Here is a 16,116-nt window from a genome sequence, read left to right as displayed (position 1 = left end):
CGAACGCCGCAGAGTTGGGTGATTGCATTGCCGGAAAAATCAAAGTCGACTTTATTCATGATTCACAACTCCACCTTTTTTCCAAGCATCCGCTTCAGCGTATTGTTTTTCAGCTGGATGTGATTCTTGACCGCGCCGAAGACATGCAATGCCAGGCCCGCAAGAAACGCCGACGCGCCGATATTGAAGAGCACATCGATGACATGCCTGACTTCTTCATTGACGGGAATAAGTGCGGGAATCGAGAAGCCTCCAGGCAAACCGACAACTTCTCCCGCCGCTGATCGACTTGCCCAGACGGCGATCGGCAACAACACCATCGCCAGGGCCAGCGCGACGGCCACCGATCGACTGATGATCAACTCGATGGGATTGGGTGTACCCGTGGGCAGAGGATGATAGGAAGTGATTCTGGCCCAGAAGCGATAGAGCGATACCAGGAAAAGAACCAGGCCCAGCAGGTTCTGAACCCGGACAAGTTCCACTTGCAGCGCACTGTCGGATACCCGGGAAATGGTCAGGCCCAGGCACAGGATCAACAGCAGCGCTACCGCCACCACCCAGTGCAGAACGATTGTAATGGGCGAAAACCTCAAGCCATTGTCGCGCAATTGCATGACCGACTCCTTATTGTCAGTTGTATGGATAACCCACAGGCGGTCCGGATAACGGCCCAAACCGCCTGGTCCGTGCCTTAGTGGCTGACTGCCCTGGTTGCGCCGATGCCGGTCTGGGCGCGAACCACCTGATCGTCGAACAGCCCCCGCTCGATGACGGCCCCGGCACTGCGATCGGTGACCGAGCCGAACCAGGTGAAGAAGAACGCGACGTTCATGGAAATGATCGCGGGATAGTCGAAGGGGAAGATCGCCGTGGGATTGCCCAGCACCTTGACCCAGACCGCCGGAGACAGGATCACCAGCCCGACCGCGCTCACCAGGCCGGCCAATCCGCCCATCAGCGCACCACGCGTCGTCAGGCCCCGCCAATACATCGAAAGCACCAGGATCGGGAAGTTGACCGACGCCGCCACCCCAAAGGTCAGGGCGACCAGGAAGGCGATATTCTGGTCCTTGAAAACGATGCCCAGCACCACCGCAACGATGCCGATGCACACGGAGGCGATCCGCGAAACGCGTCGTTCATCGACGGCATCCGCGCGGTTGTTCTTGAACACCATGACATACAGGTCGTGGGAGATCGCCGAAGTGCCGGCCATCGTGAGCCCGGACACCACCGCCAGGATCGTGGCGAAGGCCACGGCAGAGATGAAACCGAGCAGCAGGTCGCCCCCCACCGCCCTGGCCAGGTGCATCACCGGCATGTTTCCGCCGCCGATGAGTTTCCCGGCCAGGTTGCCGTTCTCGAAGAAAGCCGGATCCTGGCCGACGATCACGATGGCAGACAACCCCAGCAACGCCACGATCACGTAGAAGAAACCGATGAAACCCGTGGCGACAAACACCGACTTGCGCGCCTCCTTGGCATCCGGAACGGTGAAGAAACGCATGAGGATATGCGGCAGGCCGGCTGTGCCGAAGACCAGTCCGACCGCCAGGGAAACGAGCGCGAGGGGATCCGCGACCAGTTTGCTGGGCAACAGGATGTGCTCCCCCTCGCGATGAGCGGCAACAGCTTGCTGGAACAGCGTTTCCAGGGAAAATCCGAACCGGCTCAACGCCAGGCCCGCCAGCACGACCCCGCCCAACAGCAGCAGCCCGGCCTTGACGATCTGCACCCAGGTGGTGGCGACCATGCCGCCAAAGGTGACGTACACCGCCATCAGCAAGCCGACGGCGATGACCGCATAGTTATAGGGAAGACCGAAGAGCAACTGGATCAGTTGCCCGGCCCCGACCATCTGCACCACCAGGTAAAAGCACACCACGGTCAGCGAACCAAAGGCCGTCAACGTGCGGATGCGTCGCTGATCCAGCCGGAAGGAGGCAATGTCGGCAATGGTGATGCGCCCCAGGTTCCTGATGCGCTCGGCAAACAGAAACAGCAGCAGCGGCCAGGCCACGAAGAAACTGATGGAGTAGATCAGACCATCAAAGCCGTTGAAGTAGATCATGCTGGTGACCCCCAGCAACGCCGCCGCCGACATGTAGTCACCGGCCAGCGCCAGGCCGTTCTGGAACCCGGTGATGCCGCCACCGGCGTTATAGAAGTCATCCATGGACCGGGTCTTGGTTGACGCCCAGTAGGTGATCCCCAGCGTCGCGACGACGAAGACCAGGAACATCGCAATGGCGGTGAGGTTGACCGGCTGCCTGTCGACGCCCTGCAACGCGTCCGCCGCATGGGCATTGCCCGCCGCGCACAGAAAGCTCATCAGGCCGAGAGACTGCAAGAGGCGGCTCATTGCTCGGCTCCCTGGCGAATCTCGGCGGTCAGCTCGTCGAACTCGCCATTGGCCCGCAGGATATAGAGGCCCGTCAGCAACCAGGCCCCCACGATAAACGCCAATCCGAGCGGCCAACCAATGTTGATGATGCTGGTAGCGGAAATCTTCCTTGCGAGAAGTTGTGGCATAAAAGCCGCCACGAGGATGAACAGACAAAAGGGGACGAGCGTGGCCGTCGTGAGAGAAACCAGGAACTTTCGCCGCCGTGATACCAAATCCTTGTAACGAGGGTGGTTCCGAATTCTTATTGATTCAGTCTGGATATTCACGTTGACTCCGGGGTGCTGTGGGAAGTTATTGTTCCGCAGCCTCGGACTCGATGGCTCGATCCGCCACTGGCTACGGTTTATCTGCCCGCTCAACATAGGACCCGGCGGCAAATCATGTAAAATGATTATTCATGATGGCTTTGATCGTTTTCAGTGAAACAGAACTTGAAAGTTCCGTGATTGCTTACACCAAGTATCAACTCATGTTTCCGCGCCAACATTTATCCAGATTCCAGCCATCAATATAATTTGCCCATGAAAACGCCTGCGCTGTTGCGGTGACCGTTTTATTCATGAGGTAGATCTGCATGGCGCGTACCCTCGATATTCTGCAATCGGCCTTGTCCGCCTTCCCCCGCGTGACGCTGCTCGATGGCCCCACCCCGATTCAGAAGCTTTCACGGCTGAGTGCGATGCCGGCGCTCAAGGGCTGCAATCTCTATGTAAAACGCGATGACCTGATGGGCCTCGGCGGTGGCGGCAACAAGCTGCGCAAACTCGAATTCCTGCTGGGACAGGCGCTTGCGCAAGACGCCGACACGCTGATCACCTGGGGCGGGCCGCAATCCAATAACGCCAGGCTCACCGCGGCGGTCGCCGCCCGCCATGGACTGCATTGCGTATTGATCCTGAGCCCCTCCCAGGTTCGCGGGGATGACGATTACCAACTCAATGGAAACGTGCTGCTGAACGATCTCTTTGGCGCGACTGTCCAGCCTCTGCCCGCAGGCGCGACACCTGCAACCCATGCCCGGGAACTCGCCGAACAACTCCGGCGCCAAGGCAGAAAACCCTTCCTCATGCCCCTCGGCGGCTCCAGTCCCGTGGGCTGTCTCGGCTACGCCGCAGGCGCGGCCGAACTGCTCGCGCAGAGCCATGCATTCGGGGTCGAGTTTGACCAGATCGTTGTCCCCAACGGCAGCAGCGGCACCCATGCCGGTCTGCTGGCGGGTCTTGTCGTCGCCGCCTCGCCGATCCGCGTGAAGGGATACTCGGTGCTGGGTACCGCGGAACAATCGCGCGAGACGACCCTGGAGAAAACCCGCCAGGTGCTCGAACTGCTCGACAGCGATGCCGATCTGCCCCACGACGCGATTCATATCGATGACTCGCAAAGAGGCGCCTCATACGGCGCCCCGACCCAGGCGATGCAGGCGGCAACCCGGACCCTGGCGACCCGGGAAGGCTTGCTGGTCGATCCGGTTTATGGCGGCAAGGCATTCGCCGGACTGCTGCAATCGGTCGCCGACGGCGAGCATTCGCCGGGCAGCAATATCCTGTTCATCATGACCGGCGGCATACCGGGCATTTTCGCCTACCGCACAGCCTACGGCTGACCCACGGCGTTCCTCGGCGGTAAAGTCCCGGTCTGCGGTGCTGGATAAATTCTGCCGAAAGCGCCATCCTGCGCGCCTTTTTCCAGCGCGGCGCCGGCTTTACCGCGCCCGACACGCCAAGGACACGCCCCATGCACGACCTGCCACTGAACGACGCCGACTTCGAATTTATCGAGGACACCCTGCTCAAGTACGGCGACGATCACAGCGTACTCAATCCTTCCGAGCTCGACGGCTACCTCACCGCGCTGGTCTCCGGCCCGACCCGGGTGGATATCGCCGAATGGTTCCCGGCCATCTGGGGTGGGCAGAACCCGGCCTGGGAGAGTCCACAGGAGTGCAAGCAGTTCATCGACCTGAGCGTGCGCCACATGAATGCCCGGGCCACCCAACTGGCGACAGATGCCGCAGCCTTCAAGGCCCGCTTCGAAGAAACCGAACACCAGGGGCAACCGCTGGTCCTGGCCGAAGAGTGGTGCTTCGGCTACCTGCGCGGCATCGGGGTCAGCCAATGGCCCGAATTGCCGGCCGCCCAGGCACAGTGGCTGGACGCGATCAGTTTCTGCGCGGAACAGGATAATTTCGAACTGCCGGCCAACTTCGATGTGCCGCTGCACCGCCAGCGCGTTGCCGCGATCGAACCGGCAGCACGCGGACTGCATGACTACTGGGCCGGGCGGCGCTGAGCAGATTTCTTCACCCATACTGGCCGCCGGCCAGCGGACAGCCTGCAGGTGCCCTCAGGCATTCTTTTTCTGCAGGCTTCTCATTTGCAGTTTCGCCCTCTGAACGGCGGCCATCTTCTCTGGCCGCTTCATGCGCTTCCATTTGCGGATGTCGTCCTTGGTGCGGCCACAGCTGACGCACAGCTCGCCGCTGAGCTGGCACACTGAAATACAGGGATTATCGATCTCCTTGGCCATGCCTTAGCCTCGCCCGGGACGCTTGCGCGCCAGGCGCGGCCGCCAGTTTCCGGGATTGTCGCGCGGGCAGGCTGCAGTCAGGGTGGCGACCATCAGCCCCTCGGTACGGGCCTGGTCGCGTTTACTCGGCAACATCGATGAATCCTTGTGGCGAACGACATCAAAACGCCCATCATACGCTACCGACAATCGTCATGGCGCCACGCCACCTGTGGAATGCCTTGCTACGCCATTTCCAAATATCAAAACCACGTAGATCGCAACAATCCCACCATTACTAAATATTTCTTCATGTCATCAGAAAGAAATATTTCAGGCATTAAATCGCTATCAGTCTGACTTATGAACCCTTTCACCCAACCCTGTGCATCGAGGTATTGCCGTGATTTTGCTGACAAAAAAACGCCTGTCGGTCCTGCTGGCTTCTCTCTGCCTGAGCGGCGTTGCTCATGCCACCGACGTGACCGGTGCCGGCTCCAGCTTCGTCTTTCCGGTGCTGTCCAAATGGTCCCAGGACTACAGCAAGACCTCCAGCAACCGCATCAACTACCAGTCCATCGGCTCCGGTGGCGGTATCGCCCAGATCAAGGCCGCGACCGTGGACTTCGGCGCTTCCGACGCCCCCCTGTCGGCTGACGAACTCAAGGCCGGTGGCCTGGGCCAGTTCCCCAGCGTGATCGGCGGCATCGTGCCGGTGATGAACATCGAAGGCGTCGCTGCCGGCCAACTCAAGCTCGACGGCGAAACCCTGGCGAAGATCTTCCTGGGCACCATCAGTTCCTGGAACGACCCGGCCATCGTCGCCCTCAACCCGGGCCTGAAACTGCCTGACGCGAAGATCACCGTCGTGCACCGCTCCGATGGCTCGGGCACTTCGTTCAACTTCACCAACTACCTGGACAAAGCCAGCGCCGACTGGAAAGCCAAGATCGGCTTCGGCACCACCGTGCCTTGGCCGGTCGGTGTGGGTGGCAAGGGCAACGAGGGTGTCTCGGCCTACGTGAAGCAGATCAAGAACTCGATCGGCTACGTCGAATACGCCTACGCCCTGCAGAACAAGATGACCCACGCGCAGTTGAAGAACGCCTCCGGCAAGTTCGTCCAGCCTAACGCCAAGGCCTTCCAGGCCGCCGCCGATACCGCCGACTGGTCCAGCGCCAAGGACTTCAACCTGATCATGACCAACGCTCCGGGCGACGCCGCATGGCCGATCACCGCGACCACCTGGATCATCATGTACAAGCAGCCGAAGAATGCCGAGCAGAGCGCGGCCGCCTTCAACTTCTTCAAGTGGTCCCTCGAAAACGGCCAGCAACAAGCGGCCTCGCTGGACTACGTAGCCCTGCCCGATTCGCTGGTCAAGCGCATCGAAGGCTACTGGAAATCCGACTTCACCCATTGATCCAGCCCGCCTGAAACCTCTCGTCGTCCGGCCGCCAGCGGTCGGATGACGGGACTTGAGCAGAGTAATAATGAACGACACCGTCCAGCCCCTGGCCCTGTCCACCTACAGCAGCGATACGGCCAGTGATGGCCGGGCCGCCCGCGACCAGCGTCATGACCTGTGGTTCAAGCGAACCATGTTCGGCGCCGCCATGCTGGTGCTGGTACTCCTGGCAAGCATCGCGGCTTCGACCCTGTGGGGCGGCAGCCTCGCCTTCAAGACCTTTGGTCTCGACTTCCTGACCAGCACCGAATGGGATGCGGTCAATAATCACTTTGGCGCGCTGGTGCCGATCTACGGCACCCTCGTGACCTCTTTCCTGGCCTTGCTGATCGCGGTGCCCGTCAGCTTCGGCATCGCGATATTCCTCACCGAAGTTGCGCCGCCCTGGCTGCGCATGCCCGTGGCCTCCGCCGTCGAGCTGCTGGCCGGGATTCCCTCGATCATCTACGGCATGTGGGGTCTGTTCGTGTTCGGCCCGTTCATGGCCGATCACCTGTCGCCGTGGATCAATGACTACCTCGGCGCCTTGCCGGGCATCGGCCCGCTGTTCCAGGGCCCGCCCCTGGGCATCGGCATGCTGACCGCCGGCATCGTCCTGGCGATCATGATCATGCCCTTCATCACCTCGGTGATGCATGAGGTGTTTCGCAGCGTTCCCACCACCCTCAAGGAGTCCGCTTATGCCCTGGGCGGCACCACCTGGGAAGTGGTCTGGGACATCGTCCTGCCGTACACCCGCTCGGCGGTGGTCGGCGGGGTGTTCCTCGGCCTCGGCCGGGCCCTGGGCGAAACCATGGCGGTGACCTTCGTACTGGGCAATGCCCAACAGTTCTCGGCCTCGCTGCTGATGCCGAGCAGTTCCATCGCCTCGATCATCGCCAACGAATTCAGCGAAGCCTATACCGACCTGCATCGCTCGGCGCTGATCGCCCTGGGCTTCCTGCTGTTCATCGTCACTTTTATCGTCCTGGCATTAGCGCGACTGATGCTCATGCGACTCTCACGCAAGGAAGGTCTATGACGGGCAATGAGCGTCTTTACCGGGCCCGCGCCTTCAAGAACCGTCTGGCGATGGTCCTGAGCTGCGGCGCCACGCTGTTCGGCCTGACCTGGCTGGTGTGGATCCTGCTGACCACCATCATCAATGGCTTCCAGGCCCTCAACCTGCGTCTGTTCACCGATATGACACCACCACCGGGCAGCGAAGGCGGCCTGGCGAATGCCTTCTACGGCAGTGCCCTGATGTCGGCGATCGCCCTGCTGATCGGCACCCCGATCGGCCTGATGGCCGGGGTCTGGCTGGCCGAGTTCGCCCGGCACTCGCGCCTGGGCAGCATCGTGCGTTTCATCAACGACATCCTGCTCTCGGCGCCGTCGATCGTACTCGGCCTGTTCGTCTACACCGCGGTGATCCTGCCGTTGAACCTGCTGACCAACCACCAGGTCGGTTTCTCCGCCATTGCCGGGGCCCTGACCCTCGCCCTGCTGGTGATTCCGGTCGTGGTGCGGACCACCGACGAAATGCTCCAGCTGCAACCCTCGACCATGCGCGAGGCGGCCCTGGCCCTGGGCGTACCGCAGTGGAAACTGACCCTGCAGATCGTCCTGCGCGCGGCCAAGGCCGGCGTCGTCACCGGGGTGCTGCTGGCCCTGGCGCGCATCACCGGCGAAACCGCCCCGCTGCTGTTCACCGCCTTCGGCAACCAGTTCTGGAGCAGCAACCTGCTCAAGCCGATCGCCAGCGTGCCGGTGGTGATCTTCCAGTACGCCATGAGCCCGTTCGAAGACTGGCACTCCCTCGCCTGGGCCGGCGCCCTGGTGCTGACCCTGTTCGTACTGCTGCTCAGTTTGCTTTCCCGATTGATCCTTTTGCGCAATAGGCTGACCTGATGAAGACCCGTGACCTTGCCAGCGAGAACACCAAGATCCGTGTTCGTGGCCTGGAGTTTTTCTACAACAACCAGCGGTCGCTGAAGTCCATCGACATGGATATCCCGGAGAAACGCATCACGGCGATCATCGGGCCTTCCGGTTGTGGCAAATCGACCCTGCTGCGGGTGTTCAACCGTATCTACGCGATGTACCCGAAGCAGGAAGCGCGCGGCGAAGTGCTGCTCAACGGCGAGAACATCCTCGCCCCCGGCTATTCGATGAACCGCCTGCGCAGCCATGTCGGCATGGTGTTCCAGAAGCCGGTGCCGTTTCCGATGTCGATCTACGAAAACATCGCCTACGCCGTGCGCCACCACGAAAAGCTGTCGCGCCACGAAATGGATGAGCGGGTCGAACAGGCCCTGCACGGCGCGGCGCTGTGGAACGAGGTCAAGGACAAGCTCAAGCAGAGCGCGCAAGGTCTCTCCGGCGGCCAGCAACAGCGCCTGTGCATCGCCCGCACCATCGCCCTGCGCCCGCAGGTGCTGCTGCTGGACGAACCGACCTCGGCCCTCGACCCGATTTCCACCGGGCGCATCGAGCAACTGATCACCGAGTTGAAAGAGCAGTACACGGTGATCATCGTCACCCACAACATGCAGCAGGCAGCCCGGGTATCGGACTACACGGCGTTCATGTTCATGGGCGAACTGATCGAGCATGACGAGACCGATTCGATCTTCACCCACCCGAAAATGAAACAGACCGAAGACTACATCACCGGACGGTTTGGATAATCGGTCGTTCTCACATTCGAAATAAAAATGGCACATGGATAAAGAATAATTCGGCCACCGACAACTCCAGACCATTGCCCTCTGAGGGCAATGGTTGCATCTGAGTAAAATCAAACATATGAATAATCTATGTAACCATCAGATTGGCAATTGGGGTTGTTGACTCGAACACAGCCAGGATCAGAAAGCCTCCGGCGTACTGAGGCGCTGTAAACTCATATTCGCCGTTGCCTAGAGGGACAACGGGTACAGTTTCATACTTGTCGTTCGCTTGAAACCTCAACCCAGTGAGGCCGCGAAGATGCGGACTGCTGACTTTGGCTCGACTGCCGGCGGCAGGTCTTGGTGGATCAAAGGTTAGTGTTGGAGCGATTTGTTCTGATTTACTCATGACATGAATCTCCATTGATTTTTTTAAATTCGACTTTCTGTTGCTCAGCACGATGCCACCGATCCAGTTCATAGCAACTGGCCAGATATCAATCCACTTTCGCATTTCCAAGTATCTTGAGAGGGGCACCTGTATTGAGGCTATGCTATAAATACCAGGGTGACTACTGTCAGAAATGACAGGTCTGTATAAGTGGAAACTTTAAAAGTTGCTCAACACTCGCATGTTCGCAACGGCCAAAGGCTGCTTTAATGAGTCCATTCCAGGCCCAGTCGATTCGCGCCGCGAGGCGGCGCGGATCGGTTCCTCGATCCACTCGAAAGGTAGCGCACCGATGGCACGTCTCACCGCGAAGGACTTTGCCCCTGAACTGCTCGAACTCTACGATTACTACGTCCACGGCAGGATCAATCGCCGGGAGTTTCTCGACCGCGCGGCAAAATTCACCCTTGGCGGCATGGCGGCCGCCAGTGTGCTGGCGGCGCTGAGCCCGGACTATGCGCTGGCCGAGCAGGTGCCGTTTACCGATCCGGATATCGTCGCCGAATACATCACCTACCCGTCGCCCAAGGGCCACCAGCAGGTCCGCGCCTATATGGTCCGGCCGGCCAAGGCCACGGGCAAGGTACCGGCGGTGGTGGTGGTGCATGAGAATCGCGGACTCAACCCCTATATCGAGGACGTCGCCCGGCGTGTCGCCAAGGCCGGCTTCGTCGCCCTGGCGCCCGATGGCCTGTCATCGGTCGGTGGCTATCCCGGCAACGACGAGAAAGGCGTGGCCCTGCAAAAGAGCGTCGACCCCGAGAAACTCATGAACGACTTCTTCGCCGCCATCGAGTGGTTGATGAGCCATGGCGCGACCACCGGCAAAGTCGGGATCACCGGGTTCTGCTACGGCGGCGGGGTTGCCAATGCGGCGGCCGTGGCCTATCCCGAGCTGAGTGCGGCGGTGCCCTTCTATGGCCGTCAGCCCAAGGCCGAGGACGTGCCCAGGATCAAGGCGCCGCTGTTGCTGCACTACGCCGAATTGGACAAGGGCATCACCGACGGCTGGCCGGCCTACGAACAGGCCCTGAAGGCCGCCGGCAAGACCTATGAAGTGCATATCTACCAGGGAGTCAATCACGGTTTCCACAACGACTCGACCCCCCGCTACGACGAAGCGGCGGCCAAGCTCGCGTGGGACAGGACAGTGGCGTGGTTCCGTCGCTACCTGGCTTGAGGCGCCGGCCGCTCAGCCGGCGCGCGCCTGATCAAAGACGAAAGCGATCCACCGATTGCGAAAGCTGCCCGGCCAGGGCGGACAGCTGATCGGTGGTCGCGGCGGTCTCGCCGATCACCCGGCTGTTGCCCACCGACATATCGGCAATCATTTCCACCTGATGGGCAATTTCATTGCTGGCCAGGCTCTGCTCGCCAATCGTGCGGGAGATATCGTTGACCAGTTGGCTGGTATTGAGCGTGGCGTCGAGGATCTCGCGGATGGCGCGTTCGACATCGGCGGTCACGGCCATGCCCCGGTCGACCTGGGCAACACCCGCCTCCATGCTGGTGACCGCCTCGCGCGTGCTTTGCTGGATGCGTGCGACCATGCTGGCGATTTCCTGGGTTGAAGCGCTGGTGCGCCCGGCCAGGCTGCGCACCTCGTCGGCGACCACGGCGAAGCCGCGACCCTGTTCACCGGCCCGGGCGGCCTCGATGGCGGCGTTGAGCGCCAGCAGGTTGGTCTGGTCGGCAATGCCCTTGATCACCTGGATAATGCTGAAAATCCCCTCGGACTCCTTGTCCAACGTACGGATCACCTGGGCCGACTGCTGCGCCGAACGGGCAATCTCGTCCATGTCGCTGACCACCTGGTGAATCACCCGGCCACCGTCCTTGGCCAGCGCCTCGGCCTGGTTGGCCATGCCCAGGGCCCGCTCGGCATGGCGGGTAATCTCTTCGATACTCGCGGTCATCTCACTGGCCGCCGCCGCCATGGTGCTGGCCGCATCGCTTTGCTGCTGGCTGCTGCCCGCCACCTGGTGGCAGCCATTACTCAGTTGCTGGCTCATGCCGCTGACGCCATGGGCGTTGCCGCGGACCACCTCGATCATGCTGCGCAGGTCCCGCTGCATGGTCGCCAGGCTGCGAATCAGCAGGCTGGCTTCGTCCCGTTGCCGGGGTTCGACAATGGCTTCGCTGAGGTCGCCATGGGCAATCCGCTCGGCAATCCGGCTGGCGGACTGCAACGGCCCCATGATGCTGCGAATGACCCAGTAACCCTGGACAAGCAGCAACAGCAAACCAGCGACCAGGACACCGGCGAGGGTGAGGTTGGCGTGGCTGATCGTCCGCTGGGTGCCCTCCCCGGTCGATTGCGCATTCGACTCGATCAGGCCGCTGAGGCTGGACATCTCGTCCTCCAGCTGGCTGAACGCCGCGTTGAACGAAGCCAGTTGCTGCTGGGCGCTCTGCGGGTTGTCGAGCGCCAGCCCGACGATATGCTCGGCGGCATTGATATAGGTTTCAAGGCTCGGCTTGATCTTGTTCAGAGCCGCCTTTAGGCTGTCGTTGACCGGCAGCTTGAGGTTTTCGTCGAGCACTTCGCGAAAATGCGTGGCGTGCTCGGCGATGGAACTGCGCACCTCGGCCTTGCTACTGGTGCTTTTTTCCAATCCGACGAGCATCGCCGACAGGACATCGGCACGCAGGGCGTCATGCATCATGTCGCCTTCGAGGTGATTGCGCAGGGCCGTCATGCTGACCTGGCTGTCATCCGTCGCGCTCGCCATCCGCACATTGCCCAGGTAGCTGGCCAGGCTCATGACCAGCACGGTGAGCAGGCTGGTGCCGATCAGCAGGAACAAGCGCAATTTTATGGACATGGTAAAACTCTCCGTGAGGCAACCCACCAGCGACGGGCGCCGACTACCTGCGTGAAAAGGTTATCGGCCCCGCCTGTCGCTTATTTAAGCCTATTTCCACGGATTGGCCGCCGTTATCGAGGCGGCGGAAGTCATTTCGCCTTGTCGTCCCGGGGTTTGTAGAACAGGAACTTGTCGGTCTCGGCGGTCTTGATGTACTGCTTGACCCAGTCCGGGGTCACGCTGCGGTCATGAAAGTACATGGCGCCGTGGGTGCGATCCTTGAGTTGCTGGTTGAGGGCCTTGCGCGCGATTTCCTTGGCGACCGTGTAGCGGTCCTCCTCCTGCACCTCGTCCGAACGCCCGTCGCACCACCAGGAAAACTGGCAGGCTTTCTTCTCGGAACCCTGCTTGACCACCTCGCAGATCGTCGCGGGAAAGCCTTCATGGCCCAGGCGGTTCAACACCACGCTGGCGACCGCTTCCATATCGGCCGGCTGACCGCCCTTGGCTTCCCAGTAGATGGTCCGCGACAGGCAGGTAATGGTGTCGGCCACCGCCGCGTCGCCCGCCGGGTCCACGACTTGCGCCTCGACCTTGGTCAGGGTCGGCGCCTTGGGCTCTGCCGCCGGGCTCTCCTTGTCGGCAGCTTTCTGCTCCAGGACCTGCGCCTTGTCGATGGCGACTTCCGGTTTCGGTTCCGGCTCGGCCGCGATGGCCGATCCCGTGGCAAGAGCCGTCGCGAGACAGCCGGCAATCCAGATAGGGCGCATGGTCCGATCCTGTTGAATGAACCCTGCCCAGGGAGTGTCACCGCGCCGCGGCCGGGCAGATTATCCGAGGCTGGCTGGCCGATTTGACCTCGGCGCGGACAAATCATTCCCCGCTCCGCCCGAGATAAAAGGCCTTGCCTGCCATGGGGCACTATCGCGCATCATGTGCGCAGTCCGTTCGAGGGAAATATCCATGCGCGTCCTGTTTTCCACCCTGCGTTCTGCCGTACCGCTTGCCGGCCTCGTGCTTGGCCTGACCCTGGGCCTGACGCTGAGCAACAGCGCCCTGGCCAGCGAAGAAACGCAACTGCTGCAGTCGATCAACAGCTACCGTGGCCAGGTGCAACGCTGCGGCAACCAGGCCTCCCTGGAGTTGCCCCCGCTGGCCGCCGACCCGCGCCTGGTCCTGCCGCCCGACAACGCCGGCGACCTGCAACAGGCGCTGGCGCGGGCCGCGTACCCGATGGTCAATGTGCAGGCAATCAGCCTGTCCGGGCCCCGCGATGCCAGCGCGGCCATGAAGGCGGTGCAGGAAAGCTTCTGCCGGGTGGTACTGGACCCGCAATTCGTCGATATCGGTGTCAGTCGCCAGGGCAACGAGTGGCGGATCGTCCTCGCCCGCCCGCTGCTGACCGCCCGCCTCGGCGATACCCAGGCCGAAGGCCAGAAGCTGCTGGAGCTGATCAACAGTGCCCGCGCCCAGCCGCGCCAATGTGGCGCCCAGGCCTTCGCCGCGACCACGCCGCTGGTGTGGAATGCACTGCTGGCAACGGCCGCCGAAAGCCATAGCCGCAACATGGCCAACAACAACTTCTTCGATCACCAGGATCGCGACGGCCATACCCCGGGCGACCGGGCCGAACTGGCGGGCTATATCGCCCAGCGGATCGGCGAGAACATCGCCGCCGGACAGGACAGCGGGCGCAAGGTGGTCGACGGCTGGCTCGCCAGTCCCGGCCACTGCGCCAACCTGATGAATCCGCAATTCCACGACCTGGGCGCCGCCTACGCGGTCGACCCGAAGAGTGACTCGGGGATCTACTGGACCAGCCTGTTCGGCAGCCAGTAGACCCGCGGCCTAGCCAAGACGCTCCAGCACCAGGGCGCTGGCCTGGCGTGTCATCTGGTCGAGGTGGCGGTCGCGCTTTTTCTCCGCCTCCGCCATCGCTTTCCGGCCGTGCTGCTGCAACAGGTAGGCATGGATCTGCCGCACCTCCAGGGTGTTGTAGATCGGTGCCACATCAAGCACCGCCACCAGCCCGTCGGTGCCGTGGTCGCGGGTGTTCATCACCACCTGCGGTCCGCGCGCGGCCAGGACCTGGAAACCCATCGCCTCGAAATACGGCACCTTGCCCGCGGCGCAGGCCAGTTCGGCATGGGGATAATGGCCGACCATCCGCCGCAACATCGCCCGGGCGATACCGCGTCGACGCCGGTCGGCCTGCACTGCCATGTAGGCCACGGCACAGGCCTCGGCATCGTCCCTGACCGGCAGGTACAGCAGGAAACCGAGCACCCGCGACGGGTCCTCGTCATCCAGCGCCACGATCAACTCCGCCGGAATCCCCTTCGACCCGTCCATCGCCTCCAGATAGAGATGCACTTCGTAGCCGACCCCGTATTGATACAGGTTGTACAGCGGGTTGCTCGGCGTCAGGGCGACCATGCTGATATCGGTGAAGTAATCCACCACCATCTGCAGGATCTGGCTCTTGATCGATTCGGGCGGCGGGGTTTGCAGGCGGGTAAGCGTGTACATCGACAATCGGGCTCCGGGCAAAGGCGTGTCCGGGCGGAAGGGTCGAGGCCCGGACGCGGGCATTGTAGCGCGTCCTGAGCCAGGGCATTGACGCGGCGGCAAACCGCCTGGAAAACAGCATATCCAGAAAGTATCAGGATTGGCTTTTCAGGATATTTTTATTATGGAAACCCGCCTGCTAGCATCGGTTCCACAACAACAAAGAACCGCTGCATTGCGAAGGTTTGCCAGACTTATGCCCACTCGCCTCACGCCCCTGCTACGCGTCCTCGTGCCCGCTGTCGCCATTGCCGGCACCTTGTTGACCGGTGGTTGCGCCTCCCCGGAGACCGGGCAGAGCAACCGCTCCCAGCAAACGATCCAGATCGGCCCCCAGGGCGCCCGTTATCCGTTCGTGGTCTTTGCCAATCACGACCTGCAGGCATCCGAAGCGCAGATCGAACAGGCGGTGGTGATCCTTCACGGGGTCAAGCGCAACGCCGATACCTACTTCGCCACCGGCCGCAAGCTGCTCAAGCTGGCGCAACTGCCGAACCGGCAGACCTTGCTGCTGGCCCCCAACTTCCTCACCGAAGCCGATCGCCGCGCCAGCAATGACCTGCCCCTGTGGCGCAAGGACAACTGGATGCAGGGGGAACCCTCGGGCTTCGGCCTCGGCGGTGTCAGCTCGTTCCAGGCGCTGGACGATGTGGTGCGCTACCTGGCCGATCGCCAACGTTTCCCGGCGCTCAAGCGCATCACCCTGATCGGCCACTCCGCCGGTGCCCAGTTGATGCAGCGCTATGCCGTGCTCAATCCCCAGGACGAAGGCCTGCGCCAATCCGGCATTGCTATCCGTTACGTGATTTCCAGCCCGTCCACCTATGTCTATTTCGACGCCAACCGGCCCCAGACCCAGGGCTTCGCCCCGGTCGTGTCGATCATGTGCCCCAGCTACAACCGCTATCGCTACGGGATCGACGCCGCCCCCGCCTACCTGCAGGTCCAGCACCTGAGCGCCGAGCAGCTGTTCCGCCGCTACGCCGGTCGCGACGTCACCTACCTGGTGGGCTCGAAGGACAATGACCCGGCCAACCGGATCATGGACAAATCCTGCGGCGCCGGCATGCAGGGCGCGACCCGGGTCGAGCGGCAACTCAACTACCTGGCCTACGAGCGCTTTCTCGGCCAGCACTGGAACATCGCCGTGCAGCATCCGCAATTCCAGGTGCCGGGCATCGGTCACAGCGCCAACGGCCTGTACACCTCGCCCCTGACCGCCGAGCGACTGTTTCCGGCGCGCTAGGGAGCGGGCG

Annotated in this window: 18 protein-coding genes; 9 read left to right on the top strand and 9 right to left on the bottom strand. The window is 62.0% G+C overall.

The features are described 5' to 3' along the window. Positions 1 to 62: 62 nt before the first annotated feature. From KI243_RS14800 to KI243_RS14790, 3 genes are all read right to left on the bottom strand, one after another. The gene (locus tag KI243_RS14800) at positions 63 to 617 is read right to left on the bottom strand and encodes a cytochrome b/b6 domain-containing protein (protein WP_177082201.1); all 555 of its coding nucleotides are present in this window, start codon (positions 615 to 617) and stop codon (positions 63 to 65) included. A gap of 77 nt (positions 618 to 694) precedes the next feature. Further along, positions 695 to 2,335 carry a cation/acetate symporter ActP gene (gene actP, locus KI243_RS14795; RefSeq protein WP_244861895.1) on the bottom strand — a complete coding sequence of 547 codons (1,641 nt, stop codon included), beginning with the start codon at positions 2,333 to 2,335 and terminating at the stop codon, positions 695 to 697. Between the two features lie 26 nt (positions 2,336 to 2,361). Next, positions 2,362 to 2,772: a DUF485 domain-containing protein gene (locus KI243_RS14790; protein ID WP_218643284.1), complete on the bottom strand. Its 411-nt coding sequence runs from the start codon at positions 2,770 to 2,772 to the stop codon at positions 2,362 to 2,364. Between the two features lie 212 nt (positions 2,773 to 2,984). Here KI243_RS14790 and KI243_RS14785 point away from each other — a divergent pair, with 212 nt between their 5' ends. Beyond that, positions 2,985 to 4,013, top strand: coding sequence for a D-cysteine desulfhydrase family protein (locus KI243_RS14785; protein WP_212811069.1), 1,029 nt, complete (start codon positions 2,985 to 2,987; stop codon positions 4,011 to 4,013). A gap of 131 nt (positions 4,014 to 4,144) precedes the next feature. After that, positions 4,145 to 4,699 (top strand): UPF0149 family protein, encoded by a 555-nt coding sequence (locus KI243_RS14780; RefSeq protein WP_017127415.1) that lies wholly within the window; start codon positions 4,145 to 4,147, stop codon positions 4,697 to 4,699. A gap of 54 nt (positions 4,700 to 4,753) precedes the next feature. Here KI243_RS14780 and KI243_RS14775 read toward each other — a convergent pair whose 3' ends face one another. Together KI243_RS14775 and KI243_RS33075 are read right to left on the bottom strand one after the other, a co-directional pair. Next, on the bottom strand, positions 4,754 to 4,936 hold the full coding sequence (locus KI243_RS14775) for a DUF1289 domain-containing protein (protein WP_017127416.1): 183 nt from the start codon (positions 4,934 to 4,936) through the stop codon (positions 4,754 to 4,756). 3 nt (positions 4,937 to 4,939) lie between these two features. Next, positions 4,940 to 5,071: a hypothetical protein gene (locus KI243_RS33075; RefSeq protein WP_256351544.1), complete on the bottom strand. Its 132-nt coding sequence runs from the start codon at positions 5,069 to 5,071 to the stop codon at positions 4,940 to 4,942. Between the two features lie 247 nt (positions 5,072 to 5,318). On the opposite strand from KI243_RS33075, the gene pstS reads away from it, so the two are divergent. From pstS to pstB, 4 genes are all read left to right on the top strand, one after another. Next, the gene (gene pstS, locus KI243_RS14770) at positions 5,319 to 6,338 is read left to right on the top strand and encodes a phosphate ABC transporter substrate-binding protein PstS (RefSeq protein ID WP_103032562.1); all 1,020 of its coding nucleotides are present in this window, start codon (positions 5,319 to 5,321) and stop codon (positions 6,336 to 6,338) included. Positions 6,339 to 6,408: 70 nt separating this feature from the next. Continuing rightward, positions 6,409 to 7,404: a phosphate ABC transporter permease subunit PstC gene (gene pstC / locus KI243_RS14765; protein ID WP_177082198.1), complete on the top strand. Its 996-nt coding sequence runs from the start codon at positions 6,409 to 6,411 to the stop codon at positions 7,402 to 7,404. After that, positions 7,401 to 8,273, top strand: coding sequence for a phosphate ABC transporter permease PstA (gene pstA / locus KI243_RS14760; RefSeq protein ID WP_017127420.1), 873 nt, complete (start codon positions 7,401 to 7,403; stop codon positions 8,271 to 8,273). The genes pstC and pstA overlap by 4 nt, the downstream gene beginning before the upstream one ends. Then, positions 8,273 to 9,052 (top strand): phosphate ABC transporter ATP-binding protein PstB, encoded by a 780-nt coding sequence (gene pstB / locus KI243_RS14755; RefSeq protein WP_017127421.1) that lies wholly within the window; start codon positions 8,273 to 8,275, stop codon positions 9,050 to 9,052. The genes pstA and pstB overlap by 1 nt, the downstream gene beginning before the upstream one ends. A gap of 127 nt (positions 9,053 to 9,179) precedes the next feature. Here pstB and KI243_RS14750 read toward each other — a convergent pair whose 3' ends face one another. Beyond that, positions 9,180 to 9,548: a hypothetical protein gene (locus KI243_RS14750; RefSeq protein WP_177118967.1), complete on the bottom strand. Its 369-nt coding sequence runs from the start codon at positions 9,546 to 9,548 to the stop codon at positions 9,180 to 9,182. 229 nt (positions 9,549 to 9,777) lie between these two features. Between KI243_RS14750 and yghX the strand changes: the two genes are divergently transcribed. Next, positions 9,778 to 10,665 (top strand): YghX family hydrolase, encoded by an 888-nt coding sequence (yghX, locus tag KI243_RS14745; RefSeq protein ID WP_177082196.1) that lies wholly within the window; start codon positions 9,778 to 9,780, stop codon positions 10,663 to 10,665. 31 nt (positions 10,666 to 10,696) lie between these two features. On the opposite strand, the gene KI243_RS14740 is transcribed toward yghX, so the two are convergent. Next, complete coding sequence (locus KI243_RS14740) at positions 10,697 to 12,310, bottom strand: methyl-accepting chemotaxis protein (protein WP_177118966.1); 1,614 nt, start codon at positions 12,308 to 12,310, stop codon at positions 10,697 to 10,699. A gap of 131 nt (positions 12,311 to 12,441) precedes the next feature. After that, entirely contained in the window at positions 12,442 to 13,062 is a 621-nt protein-coding gene (locus KI243_RS14735; protein ID WP_177118965.1) for a cell wall hydrolase, read from the bottom strand. 193 nt (positions 13,063 to 13,255) lie between these two features. On the opposite strand from KI243_RS14735, the gene KI243_RS14730 reads away from it, so the two are divergent. Continuing rightward, the gene (locus KI243_RS14730) at positions 13,256 to 14,131 is read left to right on the top strand and encodes a CAP domain-containing protein (RefSeq protein ID WP_177118964.1); all 876 of its coding nucleotides are present in this window, start codon (positions 13,256 to 13,258) and stop codon (positions 14,129 to 14,131) included. Positions 14,132 to 14,140: 9 nt separating this feature from the next. Here the strand turns inward: KI243_RS14730 and KI243_RS14725 are convergent, their stop codons facing one another. After that, entirely contained in the window at positions 14,141 to 14,821 is a 681-nt protein-coding gene (locus tag KI243_RS14725) for a GNAT family N-acetyltransferase (RefSeq protein WP_017127425.1), read from the bottom strand. Positions 14,822 to 15,056: 235 nt separating this feature from the next. On the opposite strand from KI243_RS14725, the gene KI243_RS14720 reads away from it, so the two are divergent. After that, positions 15,057 to 16,106, top strand: coding sequence for a hypothetical protein (locus KI243_RS14720; RefSeq protein WP_177118963.1), 1,050 nt, complete (start codon positions 15,057 to 15,059; stop codon positions 16,104 to 16,106). The last annotated feature ends 10 nt before the right edge of the window (positions 16,107 to 16,116 follow it).

It is taken from the genome of Pseudomonas sp. Ost2 (assembly GCF_018326065.1).
Taxonomy (GTDB): Bacteria; Pseudomonadota; Gammaproteobacteria; order Pseudomonadales; family Pseudomonadaceae; genus Aquipseudomonas; species Aquipseudomonas gingeri.
Note: the sequence above shows the minus strand (reverse complement) of the source record. Positions and strands in the feature narration are given on the sequence as shown.